Genomic DNA, 23,271 nt, shown 5'->3' on the forward strand with positions numbered 1-23,271 from the left:
AACAAAAAACAAAATAAATTATGGAAGATTTTAAAACAACCACCACCGATGAATCCGTTTCTAAAAATCAGAACAACCCTAAAACCGGGATGCAAAAACCCAGTAACGCTTTTGTAGGTGCTTCATGGGGCGTACTCCTGATTGGTGTTACCGCTTTTTGTATCGGATTGTCCAATGCAACGATGCAATTAAATGAAAAAGGGTATTATTTTACATTACTGTTATTTGGTTTATTCTCTGTGATTTCGGTTCAAAAAAGTGTACGGGATAAAATGGAAGGCATTCCGGTTACGGAAATCTATTATGGAATTAGTTGGTTTTCTACTATTGCATCCATCACTTTATTGGTTATCGGTTTATGGAATGCCAGTCTGGCATTAAGCGAAAAAGGCTTTTATGGTATGGCATTCGTATTAAGTTTATTTGCCGCTATCACCGTTCAGAAAAATACCCGTGACATAAAACAGGCCAATAGCACTAACTAAACTGTTTTTCTTTTGCGCTTTTTTTAGATTAAAAACCGTATTTTAGTGGTAAATCATCCCGTTATGAGTTCGAAAATTGTCAAAGAATTACCCAAATTAGTTGATGCCCAAATCATCAGTCCGGAAACGGCAAAGGCTATCGAGCACTACTACCGCAATAGTCCGGATACAAAATCGAACAGTCTGTTAACCATTTTTGGAGTCTTGGGTGCGATTCTGATCGGCCTGGGAATCATTCTGATTTTTGCACATAACTGGGACGATTTCCCTAAAGCCGCTAAAGTTACGCTGGCCTTTCTTCCGCTTGTGATTTGTCAGTTTTTTACCGGTTATGCCATCGTAAAACAAAAAAGTACCGTCTGGAAAGAAGTCACCGGAACCTTTTTGTTTTTTTCTATCGGAGCGACAATTGCCTTGATCAGTCAGATTTATAATATACCGGGCAATCTTAGCAATTTCCTGCTTACCTGGATATTGCTGTCTGTTCCGGTGCTTTATATTTTAAAATCGAATGCACTGGCATTACTCCATCTGCTTTTTACTACGTATTATGGTGTCGAAACCGGCTATGGAAACCCCGGTTATCCATGGCTTTATCTACTCCTAATCGCATTGTTCCTACCGCATTATTACAGCCTTTGCAAACACCATCCAAAGGGAAACATCACATCGGTTTTCCATTGGCTGCTTCCGTTTAGTATCACGATTCTGTTGGGCGCTTTTTTTAGCGGAACATCCCGTTTGGGCTTCCTGATTTACATTTCATTGTTCGGATTGTTTTACAATACCAGCACACTTTCTTTTTTCGAAGAACAGCGTTTTATCAAAAACGGTTATCCCATTTTAGGCGTTCTCGGAACCAGTATTTTGTCCATCATCCTGAGTTCAAAATGGTTTTGGCTGGAATTTTATCAGGCCAATCATTCCAATACCAGCGATCTGATACTACTGTTATCCATACAGATTACCACTCTAGTGCTACTCGGTCGTTATTTTCTAAAAAAGAAAAAAGACATCCGGCAAATCAACGGTTTTCAAGTAGTATTTCTGGTTTTTAACCTGATCTTTCTATTGGCACTAACCGACAATCTTATCGGAATGATCCTCACCAATATTGTGGTTTTATTTATGGGTGCTTTACTGATCAAAAACGGTTCCCAACAATCCGATTTCACCATACTCAATTATGGTTTGGTGATAATTGCCGTACTGATCATCTGTCGCTTTTTTGACACCAATATTTCTTTTGTCATCCGGGGTTTACTATTTATTGCTGTTGGTGTCGGATTTTTCTACGCGAATTATATTCTATTACAGAAAACAAAAAATAACAGGTCATGAAAACAAAACAGCTTTTACTCCTTTTTGGAATCGTTGCCCTGATACAACTTACAGTTCCGGCTTCCATGATCTGGGATAACCAGCAAACCATCGAAAAAGGTACGGCCTATAAATTTAAAACCGCTCCGGTAGATCCGAACAATCCGTTTGTTGGAAAATATATCGCCCTACAATATGCATTGGAATCCTTTCCATCTAAAGATTCGACCTGGGAAAGTGGCGATCCTGTTTATATTTATCTGACTAAAGATACAAATGGATTTGCCGCTATTAAAAAAGCCGTTAAAACCAAAGATAAAAACAGTATGGATGATTTTGTTCTCGCTAAAGTAAATTATGCTTTCGATGGAAATGTTCACTTTTCGTTTCCCTTTAACACCTATTATATGGAAGAAAGCAAAGCTTACGATGCAGAAGTAGCTTATCGGAAACAGGTACGCGATACTACTTCCTTCCCTACGTATGCCCTTGTACATGTGAAAGATGGCAACGCAGTATTATCTGATGTGATCATCAAAAATATACCGATAAAAGAATACGTTCGCAAAAAGTAAACCCCTAAAAACCCAACAAAGAACTTTTAAGATCGAACTGGGACTTTTATCCCTGAAAAATGATTTTTTTCTAATTTTTTCAGAATTTGTAGATCGTATAATCTATAAATTTTAGTCTTATGAAACATTTCTATCTTTTATTTATTATTGTAATTTTAAGTTCTTGTTCGGATTTTGAGATGGATGAAAAATTCTTATCCAATACACCTACGAATAAAAATCGCGATGACAATATCTCAATTGATGATTTATTGGGAATTTGGGAAGGAACCGATTTAATGGGAAACCTTGCTGTTTTTACTGTTGACAGCGTCTCTTATCATTTAGCATTTAAAAGCACCATTACCATGGTTTCTGCCAAGGATGTTGATATCCCTCCTACTATTTCGCATAAATTGGAGTCTGGAAGACGGCAAGATATTCCGGATTACGGTTATTATCATGAAAAGCCTTTAACTTTTCACAATCCAAAAGTTCTGATTTATGCAAATATATTATCCGGAAAAACAAACTCTATAGAGTATGATGGCGATATGTTTTATACCCGATATATTAAAAATGCTGTAATCAGGGATATATTAGGAACATTATATCCGGAAGACAGCAAATTATATATAACCCTTACTACGGGACCTCGTCTCACAGCCAGTGCATACACCGATTTTATTCTTACAAAAAAAGACCAAAAAAAGACCAATCTCAACAGACCTGAAAGAGACATTATAAATCCTCCTAATACTGTTTACCGGAGAGACACCAGGGATCCTTCCGATATCTTTGCAAATGGCTTTAGCCCAAGAGGACAAAACAATGATCTGATTGCTCACGTGTCCGGAATATCGTTATACCAACAGGGTGTAGCACCAAGTGGATGGGTATCCACTTCTTCCTCTCTAAATTGGGCCACAAATCCTACTCAACCTATGCCCAATGAGGAGTTCTGGTTATATGTTATTACTCCTACCCCAAATGCCTATGGCGTTATACCCTCATTTCAACATTTTGCAAACAATACTATAAATAGCAGTATAAGAGCCAGTGTCAATCAGTTGATTACTTTATTCCAGGAACAACAGGAATGGGCCTTTTTAGGCCACATTCCCAGCAGTAACATTAGAAGAGCAGTTCGGTATCATTTTCGAGATGGTAGCTACCACCAGGTGGAAGTACGGGAAAATCCAAACTATAACCGAAACGTTATTCCTTCCGGAAGTCCGCATCCTTATACAATATTTACTAGCGTTCCTGGATTCACAAACCAGTTTTTCCGCGCAGAAAGCAGAACTCCAGAGCACATAGAGGAATCTCGAGGAATTATCGGAGATGACAATGACGATCAGACCTATCTGACCTGGGGAGAAAATGTAGAACAAATGAGTTTATACCTACATTCCAGATCTGAGACGAGGGATTCTTATGGTTACATAAGCATTAACAACTCTCTTGAAAGGGCTTATATCGAGGGAAACCGGTTATTTAGTCGTCTGCAGACTTCTTATATTTATGTAATTGCTCAGGCCCCTAATATTTTTTATACTTCTAATATCCTTGGACAATTCAGAAACAGAGAAAATCAATTTTCTGCCATGGGCGGCATCCCTATAAGTCAGATTATAGGATGGTATACCGTTGCAAACGGATCTATTTCCGGGCCAATGACTCCAAATCCAAGTTACAGAGAAAATCAATTTTCCGGCCTTCACATTGTTGATGGCGCTGCTGGTTATCCCTATGCCGGATTCCCATTGGGCCACAGAGCATGGCTGGAAAGTCCCTGGAGAAATTTTGCTCCTGAATATTGTAAAAGATGGGATCGTTATCCCGACCTTAAAAGAGATGTTTCATTATCATGGTGCGAACATAATACCGATGTAAGATCAAAAGCTAAATTTAAAGAACTTAAAGCCCGACTATATACGAAAAATCCTAATCCACGTTAATCTATATATGAAAAGCCCTTGCCAACTAGTTGGCAAGGGCTTTCTCTTTATTCTCTTAATCTATTTCCCCGGAAATTCGGCTTTTCTTTTTTCTAAAAAAGCAGTCGTTCCTTCTTTAAAATCTTCGGTTCCGAAACATTCTCCGAAAGCCCGGATCTCTGTATGGTATCCATTTACGCCTTCTTCGAATCCGGCATTTACCGACTGGATCGCTTTTCCGATCGCTACACTGGAATTTTTAGTGATTTTGGTTGCTATATTTTTAGCAAGATCCAGTAATTCCGCTTGTGGTACCACATGGTTCACCAATCCGTACCCTAATGCAGTTGGAGCATCGATCATTCCGGCTGTCATAATCATTTCCATAGCACGCCCTTTTCCAATTAATTGTGGTAAACGTTGTGTTCCGCCATAACCTGGAATTACACCCAAAGATACTTCCGGAAGTCCCATTTTGGCATTGTCGGAAGCAATACGGAAATGAGCCGACATCGCCAGCTCCAATCCACCGCCTAAAGCAAATCCGTTTACTGCAGCAATAACCGGGGTTTCCAGATTCTGAACAAAATCGAAAAGCATTTCCTGTCCTTGTGCGGCCAGTCTTCCTCCTTCTTTAATTGAAAAATTAGCAAATTCCGAAATATCCGCTCCGGCTACAAAGGCCTTGTCGCCACTACCGGTAATGATGATTACTTTTATCGATCGGTCTTCGTTTTCTGACTTAAATGCTTTGTGTAATTCTTCTATCGTTGCCTTATTAAGGGCGTTTAACTTCGTGGGACGGTTAATCGTGATTACCGCGATACCGTTTTCTCTTTCAATTAAAATGTTCTCGTAGTTCATAATCTGATTTTTAGGTGTTTATGATTGGTAATGTTACCAAAAAAACGGTTCCTTTTCCTTCTTCGCTCTGGAAGGTGATGGTTCCGTGATAATTCTCCACAATATTTTTTATAATTCCCAATCCCAATCCCATACCGCTGGTTTTGGTGGTGAATTTAGGTTCGAAAATACGATTTTTATGCTCCATACTGATACCTACACCATTGTCTTTAACAATAATTTTAGCATTGTTGTGCTCTTTGTAAACCTTTACTTCAATTTTTGGTTCCGGCTCGGTTTCCGGAATCGCCTGTATCGCATTTTTAACCAGATTCGTAATAATACGGATCAACTGTGTCCGGTCGATTTTTGTAATAATTTCTTCCTGATCCGCTTCAAAATAAATATAGTATTCATTGAAAATCTCCAGTGCCAGTCGGACAACCTTTACCACATCGAGCGTTTCATTTTGCTGTGCCGGCATCGATGCAAAGTTGGAAAAAGCCGACGCTACCGAACTCATCGTATCGATTTGCTGGATTAATGTTTTCGAATAATCATCCACTTTTTGATTCACATTGGGGTCATTCGGATCAAATTTACGTTGAAAACTCTGAACCGTAAGACGCATCGGTGTCAGTGGATTTTTAATTTCATGAGCCACCTGTTTGGCCATTTCACGCCAGGCTTGTTCCCGTTCACTTTGCGCCAACTTGACCGCACTTTCTTCCAGTTTGTCTACCATTCCGTTATAGGCCGTAATCAGGGAAATAATTTCTTTACTACTGGAGGCTTCTATCGGTATTTTTTCGTTTTTCTTGTTAAAACGGGTATCAAAAATTCGTTCACTAATCGCCTGTAAGGATTTGGTAATATAACTGGACAGGAAATACGCCAGCATAATGGAAGTGAGTAACATAAAAAAGTAAACCTGTCCAAAACGGATCAGGAAGTTTTTCACCTCATTTTCGTAAAAACTGGTTTCCTCCGGGTATGGTAAATTGAGAATCCCCAACGGTTTGAATTTGGTATCTTTCAAATAACTATAGGACGAACGGTACCGTTGCCCGTCTATCTGTCGCAAGTCGACAAAACGTTTGCTTGTTGACGATTGTATGATTTTTAAAATGATTGGCGATATGGGACGCGCCAGACTATCGATCGAAAAGTTTCCTTTGGACGAAATCAACAGGTTTCCTTTCAGATCGTGGATATTGATTTCCAGTGCATGAATATTGGCCAATTCCTGGATTTTGTCTTTAAAAATTAACGGTAGGTTTTCCGTTGTTAGCGGATAGGTTGTCGTAGAAAGGATATAATTGATGTGCTGCGTAATCGCATCTTCTTTCCGTTCCAATCGGTCCTGATGGTAAATCCGGGCTTCTTTTCGGAACTGATAAATCGACACGGTAGCGATCAAAACCGACGCAATCAGCGTAAGACAAATCATCGAGAAAAAAATCCGGACTTGTAATGATAATTGCGTTATTTTGAAATCTTTGAACATTTATGACTGGTTTCTTTCCCGAATTCGTTTGTACAGTTTATATCCTAACATGAGCAGGATCGAAAATACAAAAATTCCGATTACGCCATAAATCCAATTCAACGCATCTTTTAAAATAACCAAAAACACTACCGCAAACAGGATAAGGGTTGCGCCTTCGTTCCATATTCTAAAAAAAGCCGACGTATGGCGAATTTCATTGCGTTGTAATTGCAGAAAAATCTGATGGCATTTTAAATGATACAAGTACAACAGGAACACAAATCCCAATTTTACATGCATCCACGGCATTTGTAACCAGGCATTTCCCAGTGTTGTAAAAAACAACATCCAAAAAGCAAAAACACTTGCCAATATGGCCGAAGGCCAGGTAATTATATACCACAAACGGTAGGACATCAATTGATACTGTTTGATCAGGATCTCTTTTTCCGGCGACGGTTTATCTTTGGCCTCAGCATGATAAACGAATAACCGAACGATATAAAAAAGCCCCGCAAACCATGTGATTACAAAGATGAGATGCAGGGACTTTATATAATTATAATATTCTTCCATCTAAATGGCGTTAATTTTTAGACCAGTCTTTAATCCAGTTGCTCATCGTGTCAACCCAATTATCGTCGTCATTTAAACACGGTATCGCCAAAAAGTTTTCGCCGCCGTGTTCTTTAAACTGATGGTTGGCTTCCATGGCAATTTCTTCCAGCGTCTCCAAACAATCGGCTACGAAAGCCGGCGTTACAACGGCCAGATTTTTAATGCCCTTTTCCGGCATTTTGTTGATCTCAATATCGGTATACGGTTCCAACCATTTGTCTCCGGACAAACGCGATTGAAACGTCTGACTGTATTTTTCTTTGGGGATATTTAATAATTCCACCACCTGTCTTGTCGTTTCAAAACATTGGTGACGGTAACAGAATTCGTGTGCCGGTGATGGTGTATTACAACAGCTTCCGTCGATTTTACAATGCGATTTGGTTACATCGGTTTTACGGATATGACGCTCCGGAATACCGTGGTACGAAAACAATAAATGATCGTATGCAAAACCTTCCAGATGCTTTTTAATTGAATCGGCCAGATTTTGGATATAATCCTTTTTATTGTAAAAAGCCGGTACTATCGTAAACTTCATTTGCGGGAAATGCTTCTGACGCAATTCCTCGGCCAATACCAGAATGGTTGTAGTCGATGCCATCGCATGTTGCGGATATAGCGGAAACAACAGCACTTCTGTTACGCCTTTATCGGCCAATTCCTGTAAACCACTTAAAATGGAAGGATTTCCATAACGCATGGCCAATGCTACCGGAAGTTCTACTCTTTCCTGTACTTTTTTATGCGTACGCTTGGAAAGTACAATTAAAGGGGAACCTTCTTCCCACCATATTTTTTTATACGCTTCCGACGAACGCTCCGGGCGTTTTCTCAGGATAATCCCTCTTACCAGTAAGGCACGCAGTAAAAAAGGTACATCGATTACATATTTATCCATTAAGAATTCATCCAGATACGGCTTTACATCTTTCGGTTCCGGACTTTCCGGCGAACCCAGGTTTACTAACAATACTCCTTTCATAAATCTTTTTTTCGCAAAATTATCGGCTTGCGAAGTATTTTATGGTTTCTACTAATCTCTTTTTTTAATACTCCTATAACTACTTTATATATTAAGAACTGATATTGATCGACATCAGGTATTTTTTGGGCGTCGTTCCGAATTTCTTTTTAAAAGCCGAAATAAAATGACTCGCCGTACTATATCCTATTTTCAATCCGACTTCATTTACGTTATACGAACCGCTATCCAGCAATTTTCGCGCATATTCCATTTTATAGTCAAATAGAAAACTGTATACCGAATCACCATAAATCTGTTTGAATCCCATTTTAAGTTTTTTCAGATTTAAGCCCACCTGATCGGCCAGTTCCTGTAATCCTGGTGGCTCCGCCATATTAGCCAACACAATATCTTTGGCTTTCCGGATCTTTAATACGTTCTCTTCGTCAATCAGAAACGGGCATTGTTCGGCATCGGGATCTTCACTTCGGTTAAAAAACAAACTCAGCAATTCATATCCTTTACCTTTATAATATAGCTTTTTAATGGACGGATTCAGGTTATAATTAAAAATCTGATTCAATACAATCGCCATCGACGGACTGATATTTTCTTCCTTATAATATTTTTTATCCCGGTTCTCATCGCTAAGAAACGGAATATATTCGGCTTCGGACGAAAATAACGCGTGGAATTTCTGAATCGAAATCAATACCGATACCACCCACGAATGTGGTTCGATGGTTAAATGTAACGGCAATTCCTTTTGCGGATTGTAAAGCAACAGTGATTTTTCCTCAACCAGATCCAGACCATAACTCCCCTGATTAAACAAAAACTTCGCTTTTCCCTTCAGTCCAAAATGAAACTGGATCAACCCCATACTCACCGGACGTTCAAACTTTACAACTTCATTCGTATCATTCTGAAAACGAATTAAAGAAAAGTCGTCTTCAATTTTTATGTCTTCCTGAGAACCCATAGCGGTATTTTTTCGTATATAAATAAAAACTCACGGATTTTCTTTATTTAGAATAATTCCAAATAAAAATTACGTAAGGCATTGATTTCGCTACAAATTTAAAAGATTTTGAGCAGACAATCCTATTTTAGTTTAAAATATCTCGAAGCGATACAAAAAGACCTTTGAGCGTTATTTTTATAAATCAGATAGTAATACTTTTGTTTAACTTTAGATTAAAGTGGAAAAAATGGAGAACAATACAATATCGAAGCATCCAACTTTTTATGCCGTTGGATTGAGTTACAAGAAAGCGGATGCCGAGATGAGAGGGAAATTCAGCCTTGACAATGAGGCGAAAAACAACTTACTGATTCAAGCCAAAAACGATGGCCTTGACGCCATGATCGTTACCTCTACCTGTAACCGAACCGAAATTTACGGTTATGCACAACATCCTTTTCAGTTAATAAAATTACTTTGCGAAAACAGTCAGGGTACTATCGAAGATTTTCAGAAAGTAGCCTATGTCTATAAAAACAACGAAGCCATTAACCATATGTTTCGTGTCGGAACCGGATTAGATAGTCAGATTTTAGGTGATTTCGAAATTATCAGTCAGCTGAAAAATGCTTTTATGGAATCTAAAAATCATACCTTAGTCAATAATTTTCTGGAACGCTTGATCAACGCTGTAATCCAGTCCAGCAAACGTATCAAAAATGAAACCGAGATCAGTTCCGGTGCTACTTCCGTTTCGTTTGCCGCCGTGCAATATATTATGAATAACGTTCCGGATATCAGTTCGAAAAATATTTTATTGTTCGGAACCGGTAAAATCGGACGGAATACCTGTGAAAATCTCGTTAAACATACCAAAAATGATCATATTACACTGATCAACAGAACCAAAGACAAAGCGGAAAAAATTGCCGGTAAATTCAACCTGATCGTAAAAGATTATGCCGACCTGCAATTGGAAATTCAAAAAGCCGATGTGCTTGTTGTCGCTACCGGAGCACAAAATCCAACAATCGACAAAGCCATCCTGAATCTGAAAAAACCGTTGTTAATTCTGGATTTATCGGTACCTAAAAATGTTGATGACAATGTAAAAGAATTGTCGGATGTAACATTGGTCCATATGGATCATCTTTCGCAAATGACCGATGAAACCCTGGAAAACCGCAAAAAACACATTCCGGCAGCCGAGGCCATTATCGAAGAAATAAAAGAAGAATTCTTTAACTGGACCAAAGCCCGAAAATTTGCACCAACCATTCATGCGTTAAAAGAAAAACTCAACACGATTAAAGAAAGTGAATTGAATTTTCAACGCAAAAAATTCGATAACTTCGACGAGGAGCAGGCTGAAATTATCAGTACCCGCATCATACAGAAAATAACCACCCATTTTGCCAATCATCTGAAAGACAACAATACCATGGTCGACGAAAGTATCGAATGGATTGAAAAAATTTTCCAGATAGAAACTGCTAAAAATGAATAAAACAATACGTATTGGTACGCGCGACAGTGAGCTGGCGTTATGGCAGGCGCACACCGTGGCCAAAAAACTAAACGACTTAGGATACCCTACAGAAATTGTCGCCGTAAAATCTACAGGCGACATTATTTTGGATAAACCTTTGTATGAATTGGGCATCACCGGTATTTTTACCAAAACGCTCGACATCGCGATGATTAAAGGCGAAGTAGACATTGCCGTTCATTCGATGAAAGATGTTCCCACAGCACTTCCAACAGGAATTGTGCAGGCAGCCGTTTTGGAACGCGCGAATACTGTCGATATTTTAGTCCATAAAGGAAACCTTGATTTTTTAAACGGTAATGGAATTATTGCCACCGGAAGCCTTCGTCGTAAAGCGCAATGGCTCCATAAATATCCAACGCACGAAGTGGTCGATTTACGCGGAAATGTAAATACCCGTATGCAAAAATTACACGACAACAACTGGAACGGTGCTGTTTTTGCTGCAGCCGGACTGGAACGTATCAATCTGAAACCCGATACGTATATCGATCTGGATTGGATGACTCCCGCACCCGCTCAAGGGGCAATGGTTGTTGTTGCGATGGAAAATGATGCTTTTTGTCGTGAAGCCGTAGCCCGATTAAACCATAACGAAACCGAAATCTGTACGCATATCGAACGGCAGTTTTTACGGGAACTGGAAGGTGGTTGTACCGCTCCGATCGGTGCTTTGGCAACCATTTCCGAAAATACTATCACCTTTAAAGGGGTTCTATTTTCGCTGGACGGAACCGAAAAACACGAGATTGAAAAAGTGGTTTCCCGGGACGATTACCGCGAACTCGGTCAAAAAGCCGCTCGCGAAGTATTGGATAATGGTGGAAGTGTCCTGATGACGCTTATCAAAAAAACATTACAAAAATAATGCCCGAACCGATTCGTATCATCAGCACCAAAAAACTTCTGTCTAACCAGAAGCAATACCTGCTGAATGCCGGTTTTTCGGTTATTGAATCGGATTTTATTAAAACGGAAGACTTGCCTTTTTCAATGCCAATCCTTCACGATTCCCTGCTTTTTACCAGTCAGAATGCGGTTCATAGTATCCTGAGACATGCCGATCTGACAACCTTACAACATAAAGACGTTTTTTGCGTTGGCACCAAAACCAAAGCCTTACTCGAAGCAAATGGTTTTACAGTAATCGCTTGTACCGGATATGCCGCGGAACTGGCCGATTATATTACACAACATTATCCGCAAACCAGTTTTACCTTTTTTAATGGTAATTTGCGTCGGGATACACTACCCGAAGCCTTGCATCTGGCTGGAATCGCTTTTAACGAAGTGACCGTTTATGCCACCTTATTAACCCCGCATCCGATAAAAACCAAAGCCAATGGCATTTTGTTTTTTAGTCCGTCGGGGGTTGAAAGTTATCTAAAAGAAAATACCATAACCGACGAAATGTGTTTTTGTATCGGAACAACCACGGCCGAAGCATTGGAAAATACCACACAAAACCGTATTATTGCCAATCAGCCTACCATTGAAAACACGATAATTCAATGTCTTACTCATTTCAAATCCGTATCGTCATGAATTATCTTTTAGAAAATCAGGAAACCAATCGTTTAGTATTCCGAAAACTGACTGCGTCGGATTTCGAAAACTGGCTACCGTATCACCATGATGACGAGGCCATCGAATTTTATAATGCCGGAAAAGCACCCGAAGAAGCTTGTAAAAAATGGTTTGAAGAGCAATTTTTACGATACGAACAGCAATCCGGAGGTTTGAATGCCCTGATCGATAAAAAAAGTAACATCCTTATCGGACAATGCGGATTGGAACCCGATGCGAACGATCCTAAAAAAGTAGTCCTTCGCTATGCACTTCTTCCCAAATTTCGCGATAAAGGTTATGCCGAAGAAGCCTTGCAACATTGCATTAAAACGGCTTTTGACACCATGAAAATCAAAGCACTATTCGCCCATGTAAGCCCGGCCGATCAGGAACGCGAAGCTATTTTCAGTGAACTCGGAATGGAATGGGAAGATACCGACATAGTAAACCACACCATTGTCAATATATTTAAAATAAAAAAATAAGCAATCGATTAGACGATTGTTCAAAACAACAGATTATGATACAGAACGATTTATTTTTAAGAGCTTTAAAAGGAGAAACCGTGGAAAGACCACCGGTATGGATGATGCGTCAGGCAGGTCGTTATTTACCGGAATTCCGGGCATTGCGCGACAAATATGATTTTTTCACCCGTTGTAAAACTCCCGAACTGGCTGCTGAAATAACCGTTCAGCCGATCCGTATTGTAAAACCCGATGCGGCGATCCTTTTTTCGGATATCCTTGTCGTTCCACAAGCCATGGGAATTGATGTGGAACTAAAAGACAATTTAGGTCCAATTATTCCAAATCCGATTCGATCGGCTGCCGATGTGGCGAAAGTTTACAATCCGGATATTCAGGAATCGTTAGGTTATGTGATGGATGCCATCAAACTGACCAAAGAAATGCTAAACAATGAAGTGCCGCTGATCGGTTTTGCCGGTTCACCGTGGACGATTTTCTGTTATGCTGTAGAAGGAAAAGGTTCGAAAAGTTTCGATACCGCCAAAGGGTTTTGCTTTTCGCAACCGGAAGCGGCGCATGCTTTATTGCAAAAGATCACCGATACCACGATTGCCTATCTGATCGAAAAAGTAAAAACCGGAGTGAATGCCGTTCAGATTTTCGATAGCTGGGGCGGAATGCTTTCACCAGTCGACTATCAGGAGTTCTCCTGGAAATATATCAACCAGATTGTAGAAGCTCTGGCACCACATACAGAAGTGATTGTTTTTGGAAAAGGATGTTGGTTTGCGCTAAACGAAATGTCCAAAAGTAAAGCTTCTGCCATAGGAGTAGACTGGACGTGTTCGCCGCAAAATGCGCGTTACTTAACTGGTGGAAACATCACCTTACAAGGAAACTTCGACCCTTCGCGTTTGTTATCGCCTATTCCAACCATCAAAAAAATGGTACACGAAATGATCGATGCCTTCGGAAAAGACAAATATATCGTAAACCTGGGACACGGTATTTTACCGAATATCCCTGTTGATCATGCAAAAGCATTTGTAGAAGCGGTAAAAGAATACCAAAAATAAAAAAGAGTATCCCCTAATAAATCCCCCCTTTCCCTGTGACATACAAAAACATGTTTTACCTGTTGGTTTGCCTGATAACTTCGGTTACTTTCGGTCAGACCCGTATTAAAGGAAATGTTGCGACAGCTTTGGCGGCCATTCCGAATTTTGGAATCGAAACCAAAATCGGTGAGAAAATGACGTTCCAGTTCGATGCGACCGCTTCTTTCTGGAAATCGGTAAAAGGTAGTCCGTTGGAATTTACATTGGCTTTTGCAGAAGTTCGCTATTATACCAAAGATATAAACAAAGGTTTTTTTGTTGGCGCACACATTGGTGGAAGTCAATATAAAATCCAGAAATGGGATTCCTTTCATATGGATTATTATCAGGAAGGTATTGGCGTGATGATCGGTGCTACTATTGGTTATTTGTATCCGATAAATGATCGCTTTAGCCTTGAATTATTTTTAGGTGGCGGAACCCATCAGGGTTTTTACAAAGGATATACAATTTCAACTCATGAGCGACTTGATGGCGCTGAGAAATACAATAAAAGCGGGGAATCTCTTCCGTACCGCGGTGGTTTAATGCTCGTTTATAAATTATAATATGAAAGAACAATTTTATACCTACATACAAAATTTACAGGATACCATTACCGCAGCTCTGGAAAAAGCCGACGGTAAGGCTGTTTTTCACCAGGATATCTGGGAACGTCCCGAAGGTGGTGGTGGCAGAACCCGTGTGATCGAAAATGGTAACGTATTCGAAAAAGGTGGCGTTAATATTTCTGCCGTTTACGGACCACTTCCTGCGGCGATGCAAGCCTATTTTAATGTAGGTGACGTTGATTTTTTTGCCTGTGGTTTGAGTTTGGTTCTTCACCCTAAAAATCCGATGGTGCCAACGGTTCATGCGAACTGGCGTTATTTCGAAATGTATGATAAAGACGGAAACGTTATCAACCAATGGTTTGGTGGCGGACAAGATTTAACGCCTTATTACCTGTTTGAAGAAGACGCCAGACACTTCCATCAGGTTTGTAAAACGGCCTGCGACAAACACAATCCGACATTTTACGATCAGTTTAAAAAACAATGTGATGCCTATTTCTGGAATGCACATCGCGAGGAAGCCAGAGGAATCGGCGGACTTTTCTTTGATCATTGCAAAGCCACCGAAACAATGACCATGGAGCAATGGTATGCTTTTGTTACCGAAGTCGGAAACAGCTTTTTGGAGGCTTATCTTCCAATTGTTGAAAAACGGAAAACACTGGATTATACACCGGAAAACAGAACCTGGCAGGAAATCCGACGTGGCCGTTATGTGGAATTCAACCTTGTACACGACAAAGGAACCTTGTTCGGATTAAAAACCAATGGCCGTATCGAAAGTATCTTAATGAGCTTACCACCTCATGTACAGTGGGTTTATGATCATCACCCGGAAAAAGACAGTGTTGAAGAACAGTTGCTTTCCGTTTTAAAAACACCCGTTGACTGGCTAAAATAGTTTTTTGTACCTTGCGGGCTTAAATCGATTCATGACCGATACGCTAACCATTCCCCTCTAACCGATGGATTTTAGAAAACTTGTTTTCATCGGATATTGCATATTCCTGTCGACTTTTGCTTTTTCACAGAATGATTCCATTCAAGAAGTTACGCAAAAATACGACACGCTGTATCGTGTCAATTATGCTAATAAAATGATATGCAAACTGAATATCGATTCCGATATTAACAATCTGTATATCCGCAATGTCAAGGAAAAATCGGAAAATAAATTTATTCCGAATGAGATTTTTAAGCTCCGTTTTTCATTTGACTATCGTTTTTTGGGGCTTACGGTTTCTTTTTCGCCCAGTTTCTTCCCGGGAAATAACGACAATGCTATTAAAGGGAATACTTTAATTTTGGATTTGGGTTTTAAGTTTTTCTATTCCGATCGACTTCGACAGGAGATTATCTATAAAAACGTACAGGGGTATTATTTGGTCGATCCGGATAATGATGCCCTTATCGAGGCTTTCGCACAAATGAAAGTGAATACCTATGGCGGAAAAACATTCTTTATTGTTAATCGTAATTTTTCCTATCGCGCCTACGAATCCCAAACGGAACGGCAAATGAAAAGCGTGGGTTCTTTTATTCCAAGCATTTATTATGCCTACAATACACTGGAAACCAATGCAGATAATAGCAGCAAGCTCTTTATCGATAAGATTTATTCCTATGATGTGATCGTTCAGGCCGGCTATATGTACAATCTGGTGTTGGACAAAAAATGGTTTGCCACAGCCGGATTACATCCCGGAATCGGCTATAATCATTCCAAAAACTTTTACCTCAACAATCAAAGCAGTCAGGAATTAGAAAAAAATTCACAAGGTGTTAATATTAACATCGATGCCAACCTCGCTTTGGGCTTTAACAACAGTAACTTTTTTTCCGGCTTCAAAGCAAATTACCGGAATTTTAACTACATCAACGAACTGAATACGGAATTTATCAGTAGCCGTATTGGATTCGATTTTTTTATCGGATATCGCTTTAAAGAGTCCAAACCCATTAAAAAAGTTTTTCAAAAAATCGAAAAACAATTGGACAGACTTCCGATATAATTCGTCAAAAAACACCTTTTTATTCCTTTTTTAGGGACGCTGTTTTGCACCTCTTTCCCTTTCGAAAGGACAACTTTCCTCCTTTTTCACTGTATGCTTCCAAAAGCAGCTTCTCAAAATCCAAAACAACATAAATAATTGTAAATCAGTATTTTACAACCTTAAAAACCAGTCATTTTTTATAAATTTCGGGTTCCTTCACTTGTGTACGCTATATATTATTCGTTGTTTTGGATCAAAACCCACACGATTATGAACACTGAATTTTTTAAGCGAAAAGGTCAGTTAAGTCCAACTCAAAACTTAATAGCGCTATGAACGACCAAAACATTTTTCCGGAGGATATTCTAAAAAGTACGGTAGAATATCATATTGCAAAACACAACAAAAAAACCAACATTATTTTCTGGGCCATTTTTGTTACCCTGTTTAGTATCATTATTGCCACTCCTTTTATCTATGTCGATTTGTATACGACAAGCCGTGGACAAATTATTCCACAGGAGAAAAAAGCAGCCTTATATGCTCCGGCTAGCGGGCGCGTAGTCTTTTCCCGGCTGGAAGAAAATAAAAAAGTACAGGCCGGTGATACTTTACTTGTAATTGATCACAAAATAATTGAAGAAAAAGGACGCCTAAATAATGTACAAACCAGCGAGTACCGGGATTATATCACGGATCTACGTCACCTTTTAAAAAGAAATTACGGCGCACTGAAAACCGAACAATACAAAAAAGAATACCTGAAACACGAACAGGAGCTGTACAATATTGATGTTGTAATCAAAACTTCACAAGCCGAATTCGACCGCGCCGATCGTTTGTATAACAAACAAATTATTGCCAAAGCCGAATATGAAAAAACGCTGTTGGAATTAAACAAATTGAAGAATGACCGGGTAAACATCATCAAACAGGCGGAATTAGGTTGGCAAAAACAACTAACCGATTATTTACAGTCCGTTACCAATATTCACTCGAATTCCAATCAGTTACGCGAAGAAGAAAAAACGTATGTCCTGATCGCTCCAATTAGCGGGGAATTACTAAACGTACAGGGAATCACTAAAGGAAGTACCGTAACACCAGGGAATGTGATTGCCGAAATCTCACCCGATAAAGATATTATCGTGGAAACCTATGTATCGCCTTCGGACATCGGATTTATCAAAGAAGGAGAAAACGTAAAATACCAGATTGATGCCTACAACTCCAATCAATGGGGATTTGCAACCGGAGAAATTATTGATGTCGGAAAAGACGTGGTTTTTATAAGCGATACACCGGTATATAAGATCAGAAGCTCGATCGCTAAAAAAAGTTTGTATCTGAAAAACGGTTCGGAAGGAAAACTAAAAAAAGGAATGACACTAACCAGTCGTTTTTTTCTGACCAAGAGAAGTATGTTCCAGCTATTATTTGATGAAATTGAAGATTGGTTAAACCCTTATAACAGCATTAAAAATGAATAAGATTGCTATAAAACAACACGATTTCAGTGACTGTGGCGCCACTTGTCTGGCATCAGTTGCCGAACACTATAACCTAAGTCTGCCAATCGCTCGTATCCGACAATACGCCAGTACGAGTCAAAAAGGAACTACCCTTTTGGGATTACGCGAAGCAGCTATTAAATTGGGGTTTCTTGCAAAAGGAGTAAAAGCTTCTTTCGACAGTATCAAAGACATTCCGCTTCCGGCAATTGCGCATGTGATCATTAAACATGAAGAACACGAATTTCCACATTATGTCGTGATTTACAAAGTAACCGATAAGTATATCCAGATCATGGACCCGGCTTCCGGAAAAATTGAAAAAAAATCACACGGGGAATTCAAGGAAATGTCCACCGAATATTTTCTGATCCTGATTCCGGATGAAGATATTTTTAAGGAACGAAACGAAAAAATATCCAACCTGAAACGCATTACGTTCTTATTAAAACCACATAAATACATCCTGATTCAGGCATTTATCGGCGCGGTCATCTACACTTTGCTCGGGTTTTCGATGTCTATCTACGTAGAAAAAATTACCGATTTCGTATTGGTTAGTGGCAACAAAAGTCTGTTAAACCTCATGAGTGTTATCGTTTTAGGCTGCATCCTGTTGCAATTTACGTTTGGTGCCTTAAAGGATTTTTTCCTGCTGAAAACGAGCCAGCAACTGGATTCCCGCTTAATTCTGGGGTATTACAAGCATTTGTTCACCATGCCGCAAAAGTTCTTCGACACGATGCGTATCGGTGAAATTATGTCCCGGATTGGTGATGCCGTTAAAATTCGTTTGTTGATCAACGAAACAGCGCTAAGTGTATCGGTAAATATCCTGATCGTGATTTTCTCTTTTATCTTTATGTATACCTATTACTGGAAACTGGCCTTGATTGTTTCCCTGATTATTCCGGTTTATGTGATCATATATTTTATCGTCAACAATCTGAATAAAAAAGCAGAACGTCAGGTGATGGAAAAAAATGCTATGTTGGAAGCACAATTAGTCGAGTCCATTAAAAATATCGGAACCATAAAGCGGTTATCGTTGGAAGATTTCTCCAAAAATAAAACGGAATTGCGTTTTATTGATCTTCTAAAAAGTATTTACACTTCCGGTATTAACAGTATTTTTTCAAGGGTCTCAACCGAGTTTGTATCGCGCATTTTTACTGTGATTTTGTTATGGGCCGGGACGCATTATGCTATCGACGGACAAATTACGCCGGGAGAATTGTTCTCGTTCTATTCGGTAATCGGCTATTTTACAGGTCCGGCTTCGCAGTTAATCGGAACCAATGTTCAGATTCAGAATGCCATGATTGCAGCCGATCGTTTGTTTGGTATCATGGATTTGGATACGGAAAAAACGGAAGCAACCATCAACCTCAATAAAAATAATCTGGGTGATATCGAATTCAAAAATGTGGATTTCTCCTATGAAATCGGAAGAAATACTTTTAAAGAGCTGAATCTTACCATTCAAAAAGGAAAATTCACTGCGATTGTCGGGGAAAGTGGTAGTGGAAAAAGTACGATCGCTTCTCTGATTCAGAATATTTATCATCCAACCGACGGGAAGATTTCGGTAGGAAATTACGATCTGAAATATATTGCAAAAGACAGTATCAACAAATTGATCACTACCGTACCACAGAATGTGGAACTTTTTGACGGTTCGATTATCTCCAATATTGCGATTGGTGATCAAAATCCGGATATGGAACGCATTATTGAAGTGAGTAAAAAAGTAGGGGCCTACGATTTTATCGAATCGTTACCAAACGGTTTTGATACCTATTTAGGGGAATTTGGCGCCAATTTATCCGGTGGAGAACGCCAGCGTATTGCTTTTGCCAGAGCCTTATATAAAGATCCGGAAGTGATCATCCTGGACGAAGCCACATCCGCTCTGGATTCGGAATCGGAACTGGTAATCAAACGTTTAATTGATGATTTATCCAAACAGGGGAAAACAATTATTGTGATCGCACATAAACTACATTCCATAAAAAATGCCGATATTATCATGGCGTTTAAAAAAGGGGAACTGATCGAAAACGGAACCCACGACGATTTACTAAACCAAAAAGGCTACTACTACAAAATGTGGCAAAACAATTTAAACTAAAAAACCCAAACCAACTATAGTATGAAAAATTATTCTTTTGCTAATAAAGCTATCGTTAGAACGCCCCTTGAGCCGAAAAAAATGGATATCACCTGGGAAATGATCCAGGAGGTTTTTAAAAACCCTAAAAACCGTGAGGCTTTGTTTATCGGATCTCCGAGTATTTACAAAGCGCTGGAATTATGGGAAAAAGGAGAAGCTTTCCAGGATGAAAGCGATCTGAAAAACCTGAAAGGTTCGCTTTATAAATATACGTCCAGAATGTCGAACCGCTGTACGCCTTTCGGTATGTTTGCCCATGTATCGGCTATCGATATGGGACCGGAAACCAAAATTGATTTCGAAAACGCAACCATCAGTCGTTCTACCAAATACGATATGTACTTTTTGGGTAGTTTTATGCCGGTGATCACGAAAGATAATGCGATCCGAAATGTCCTGAAATATTTCCCGAACAATTCTATCTATACCGTTTTCGACAAATACCGTTATGTGGAATACTATTTTAAAAAGAACGCACGACTTCATAAAATATCGGAAGTTATGGCTACCGAATATCTGGATGTGATCCTGAAAAATGCAACGAACGGCGCCACTATTTCCGAAATGGCTCAATATCTTATTTCGGACGACATTACCGAAAAAGATGCGGTTGCCTTTATCAATACCATTATCGACAGCCAGTTTTTGGTGAGTGAACTGGAATTTACATTAACTGGTGCGGATTATTTCGAAAAACTGATCACTATATTTAATGAGGATCGTTTTAATTTCCACGAAGCACAAGTGATCCGCGAACTGATCGTGAACTTAAAAGAAAAAATCAGCACGCTGGATGAAAAGGTATTTAACGATCCTGAAAAATATCAGGAAATTTATAGCTTGTTGAATCAGGAACTGGACGAAGTGGACGAATCTAAATTATTCCAGGTGGACGGTTACCGAAACCTGCCGAATGCCAGTCTGAGCAATAAGGTGCTTAAAAAGCTGCGCAACGGTGTAACCGCTTTAAACAAATTACAACCAGTACACGAAAAAGGAAACCTAAAAGAATTCAAACGTAAATTCTCGGAGCGATACGAAGAATACGAACAACCACTGATCAAGGTATTAGATCCGGATGTGGGAATCGGTTACGGAAAACAATCCGGTGCCAAAACACCATTGGTTGACGAATTAAATATTATTCCGAACTATTCGAATCAGAAACAAGTGAATCTGAGCCCGGAACGCGCTTTCTTATTCCGAAAACTGATTCAGGCGACGCAATCCGGAACCAAAACCATTGCTTTAACCGATGAGGAAATCAACCAGTTTGACGAAAAAGAACGTTTGTATCCGGACAGTTTCTCGGTTTTCTTTAATATGTTCCACGAAAACAACGAAGAGAAAATCGCCTTGTCCTATGTTAGCGGTCCTTCGGCTAATGGTCTTATCGGGCGTTTCGGTCACCTGAACGAAAATATTATGAACCTGTGTAACGAGATTTCCGAAAAAGAAAATGCGTTACATCCGGATAAAATTATTGCCGAAATTATCCACTTACCACAAGCCCGAACAGGTAATATCCTGTACCGCGGTTTCCAGAGAGACTATGAAATTCCGTATCTGGGTAGTTCCTCTTTGGATCTGGACCACCAAATACTGGTTGATGATTTATATGTTTCAGTAAAAAACAACCGTATCATCCTGCGTTCGAAAAGACTGGGTAAAGAGGTTATTCCTCGCCTTGGAAATGCACATAACTTTAGCGCTAATGCTTTACCGATTTATCACTTCCTTTGCGACCTTCAAAATCAGGAGTCTTCAGGAATCGGTTTCTCATGGAGTGATCTTCAAAACGATTTTGACTTTCTTCCGAGGTTGTCTTATAACGATATTATCTTATCGAGAGCGACCTGGAATTTGTCTGAAAAGGACATTAAATTCATTACTGGTTTAAAAGAGGAAAACGTGATCGAATCGGTGCGTGCTTTCCAACGCGAACGTCAAATCCCGGATGTGGTTGCTTTTGTACAGGGCGATAACGAAGTGGTGGTAAACTTTACTAACGATTTAAGCTGCAAAGTATTTGCCCTGATGTTAAAAGGGGAACGTTTTATTCAATTAAAAGAGTTCTTGTTTAAAGACGATACCGTTACCGAAAACTATTGCAATGAGTTTATTGTTTCGGCCTACCGAAATGCGGAAGTGAAAAAAGAATCCAACAACAAGCACACCGAAGTCGTATCGGCCTATAAAACCAAATCGTTTGCAGAAGGTACTCCAAATGAGATTACTGCTATTCCGTCGTTCTCTATCGGTGAAGAATGGTTGTACTATAAATTCTATTGTGGTGAAAGAGCCGGTGAAGAACTTTTAAATCGCGCCATCAATCCTATTGTTGCCGAACTGGAAGCTAAAAACCTGATTCAAAAATGGTTTTTTATCCGCTATCATGATGCTTTAGGTCATCACTTACGCTTTCGCGTATTGTTAAACGACAAGCAACATTTTACGGAATGCATCAATAGCATTAAAAAACACGTTCAACCGTTTGAAAAGAACAATATCATCTGGAAAACCCAAACGGATACCTATCTGAGAGAATTACAACGTTACGGTCATCTGGCAATTGCCGAAACCGAAAGTTTATTCCATTACGACAGTGAATGTACGTTGCGATTTTCCGATATGATCGAAGGCGATCAGGGCGAGAAAATCCGTTGGAAATTCTGTTTACTATCGATGCATTTCTTATTGGAAGACCTTGGCTTTAGCCTTAAAGATCGCGTGGAAATGCTTAAAGTGGCCAAAACGAGTTTCGGAAATGAGTTTAATCGTTCCGGTTCCGGCGACCTGAACAAACAGATCAACGAGATGTTTGCCAAAAACGAACGCGATATCGAATTGTTTATGGATGAATCGCTAACCGATGCTATGTATGCACCGATATGGGATATCTTAAAGGAACGTTCGGCTAAAAATAGTACGATTTCACAACACCTTCAGGAACTGGCACGGGAACAAAAACTGCCTACTTCTTTCGGTTCTATTGCTTTAAGCTACCTGCATATGATCTGTAACCGGGTATTTATCGCAAAACAACGCGTTCACGAAATGGTGGTTTACGATTATCTGTATCGTTATTACAGCAAACAATTGTACACCTCGAAAGCTAAAAACACCGATTCCAAACAAGTTGAAATGCTATAA

General features: G+C 39.5%; 20 protein-coding genes. 15 read left to right on the plus strand and 5 right to left on the minus strand.

Translation table 11 applies throughout. The features are described from left to right. Positions 1-20: 20 nt before the first annotated feature. From yiaA to ABFU83_RS14530, 4 genes are all read left to right on the plus strand, one after another. On the plus strand, positions 21-485 hold the full coding sequence (gene yiaA, locus ABFU83_RS14515; protein ID WP_347066966.1) for an inner membrane protein YiaA: 465 nt from the start codon (positions 21-23) through the stop codon (positions 483-485). A gap of 63 nt (positions 486-548) precedes the next feature. Further along, positions 549-1,826 (plus strand): DUF2157 domain-containing protein, encoded by a 1,278-nt coding sequence (locus ABFU83_RS14520; RefSeq protein ID WP_347066968.1) that lies wholly within the window; start codon positions 549-551, stop codon positions 1,824-1,826. Next, on the plus strand, positions 1,823-2,380 hold the full coding sequence (locus tag ABFU83_RS14525) for a GDYXXLXY domain-containing protein (RefSeq protein ID WP_347066970.1): 558 nt from the start codon (positions 1,823-1,825) through the stop codon (positions 2,378-2,380). Before ABFU83_RS14520 ends, ABFU83_RS14525 begins: the two co-directional genes overlap by 4 nt. A 119-nt stretch (positions 2,381-2,499) precedes the next feature. Next, complete coding sequence (locus ABFU83_RS14530) at positions 2,500-4,320, plus strand: enterotoxin A family protein (RefSeq protein WP_347066972.1); 1,821 nt, start codon at positions 2,500-2,502, stop codon at positions 4,318-4,320. Between the two features lie 60 nt (positions 4,321-4,380). On the opposite strand, the gene ABFU83_RS14535 is transcribed toward ABFU83_RS14530, so the two are convergent. From ABFU83_RS14535 to ABFU83_RS14555, 5 genes are all read right to left on the minus strand, one after another. After that, the gene (locus ABFU83_RS14535) at positions 4,381-5,163 is read right to left on the minus strand and encodes an enoyl-CoA hydratase-related protein (protein ID WP_347066974.1); all 783 of its coding nucleotides are present in this window, start codon (positions 5,161-5,163) and stop codon (positions 4,381-4,383) included. A gap of 10 nt (positions 5,164-5,173) precedes the next feature. After that, the gene (locus tag ABFU83_RS14540) at positions 5,174-6,592 is read right to left on the minus strand and encodes an ATP-binding protein (RefSeq protein WP_347070227.1); all 1,419 of its coding nucleotides are present in this window, start codon (positions 6,590-6,592) and stop codon (positions 5,174-5,176) included. 57 nt (positions 6,593-6,649) lie between these two features. Continuing rightward, positions 6,650-7,207 carry a CopD family protein gene (locus ABFU83_RS14545; RefSeq protein ID WP_347066976.1) on the minus strand — a complete coding sequence of 186 codons (558 nt, stop codon included), beginning with the start codon at positions 7,205-7,207 and terminating at the stop codon, positions 6,650-6,652. Between the two features lie 10 nt (positions 7,208-7,217). Next, a complete protein-coding gene (gene hemH, locus ABFU83_RS14550) occupies positions 7,218-8,234 on the minus strand; it encodes a ferrochelatase (RefSeq protein ID WP_347066978.1) in 1,017 nt (338 codons plus the stop codon). A 91-nt stretch (positions 8,235-8,325) separates the two neighbouring features. Then, entirely contained in the window at positions 8,326-9,198 is an 873-nt protein-coding gene (locus ABFU83_RS14555; protein ID WP_347066980.1) for an AraC family transcriptional regulator, read from the minus strand. Positions 9,199-9,427: 229 nt separating this feature from the next. Here ABFU83_RS14555 and hemA point away from each other — a divergent pair, with 229 nt between their 5' ends. From hemA to ABFU83_RS14610, 11 genes are all read left to right on the plus strand, one after another. Beyond that, positions 9,428-10,687, plus strand: coding sequence for a glutamyl-tRNA reductase (gene hemA / locus ABFU83_RS14560; protein ID WP_347066982.1), 1,260 nt, complete (start codon positions 9,428-9,430; stop codon positions 10,685-10,687). After that, positions 10,680-11,597 (plus strand): hydroxymethylbilane synthase, encoded by a 918-nt coding sequence (gene hemC / locus ABFU83_RS14565; protein ID WP_347066984.1) that lies wholly within the window; start codon positions 10,680-10,682, stop codon positions 11,595-11,597. Before hemA ends, hemC begins: the two co-directional genes overlap by 8 nt. Then, positions 11,597-12,274 carry a uroporphyrinogen-III synthase gene (locus ABFU83_RS14570; RefSeq protein ID WP_347066986.1) on the plus strand — a complete coding sequence of 226 codons (678 nt, stop codon included), beginning with the start codon at positions 11,597-11,599 and terminating at the stop codon, positions 12,272-12,274. The genes hemC and ABFU83_RS14570 overlap by 1 nt, the downstream gene beginning before the upstream one ends. Beyond that, positions 12,271-12,783 carry a GNAT family N-acetyltransferase gene (locus ABFU83_RS14575; protein WP_347066988.1) on the plus strand — a complete coding sequence of 171 codons (513 nt, stop codon included), beginning with the start codon at positions 12,271-12,273 and terminating at the stop codon, positions 12,781-12,783. Before ABFU83_RS14570 ends, ABFU83_RS14575 begins: the two co-directional genes overlap by 4 nt. Positions 12,784-12,818: 35 nt before the next feature. Continuing rightward, on the plus strand, positions 12,819-13,844 hold the full coding sequence (hemE, locus tag ABFU83_RS14580) for a uroporphyrinogen decarboxylase (protein ID WP_347066990.1): 1,026 nt from the start codon (positions 12,819-12,821) through the stop codon (positions 13,842-13,844). 50 nt (positions 13,845-13,894) lie between these two features. Beyond that, complete coding sequence (locus ABFU83_RS14585; RefSeq protein ID WP_347066992.1) at positions 13,895-14,434, plus strand: DUF3575 domain-containing protein; 540 nt, start codon at positions 13,895-13,897, stop codon at positions 14,432-14,434. Between the two features lies 1 nt (position 14,435). Further along, positions 14,436-15,341, plus strand: a complete 906-nt coding sequence (gene hemF / locus ABFU83_RS14590; RefSeq protein ID WP_347066994.1) for an oxygen-dependent coproporphyrinogen oxidase — start codon at positions 14,436-14,438, stop codon at positions 15,339-15,341. A gap of 64 nt (positions 15,342-15,405) precedes the next feature. Beyond that, positions 15,406-16,452 carry a DUF4421 family protein gene (locus ABFU83_RS14595; protein WP_347066996.1) on the plus strand — a complete coding sequence of 349 codons (1,047 nt, stop codon included), beginning with the start codon at positions 15,406-15,408 and terminating at the stop codon, positions 16,450-16,452. 314 nt (positions 16,453-16,766) lie between these two features. Next, positions 16,767-17,924, plus strand: coding sequence for an HlyD family efflux transporter periplasmic adaptor subunit (locus ABFU83_RS14600; RefSeq protein ID WP_347066998.1), 1,158 nt, complete (start codon positions 16,767-16,769; stop codon positions 17,922-17,924). Next, positions 17,917-20,076, plus strand: a complete 2,160-nt coding sequence (locus ABFU83_RS14605) for a peptidase domain-containing ABC transporter (protein WP_347066999.1) — start codon at positions 17,917-17,919, stop codon at positions 20,074-20,076. The genes ABFU83_RS14600 and ABFU83_RS14605 overlap by 8 nt, the downstream gene beginning before the upstream one ends. Positions 20,077-20,097: 21 nt before the next feature. After that, positions 20,098-23,271: a lantibiotic dehydratase gene (locus ABFU83_RS14610; protein WP_347067001.1), complete on the plus strand. Its 3,174-nt coding sequence runs from the start codon at positions 20,098-20,100 to the stop codon at positions 23,269-23,271.

Source organism: Flavobacterium sp. WV_118_3 (genome assembly GCF_039778605.1).
GTDB lineage: Bacteria > Bacteroidota > Bacteroidia > Flavobacteriales > Flavobacteriaceae > Flavobacterium.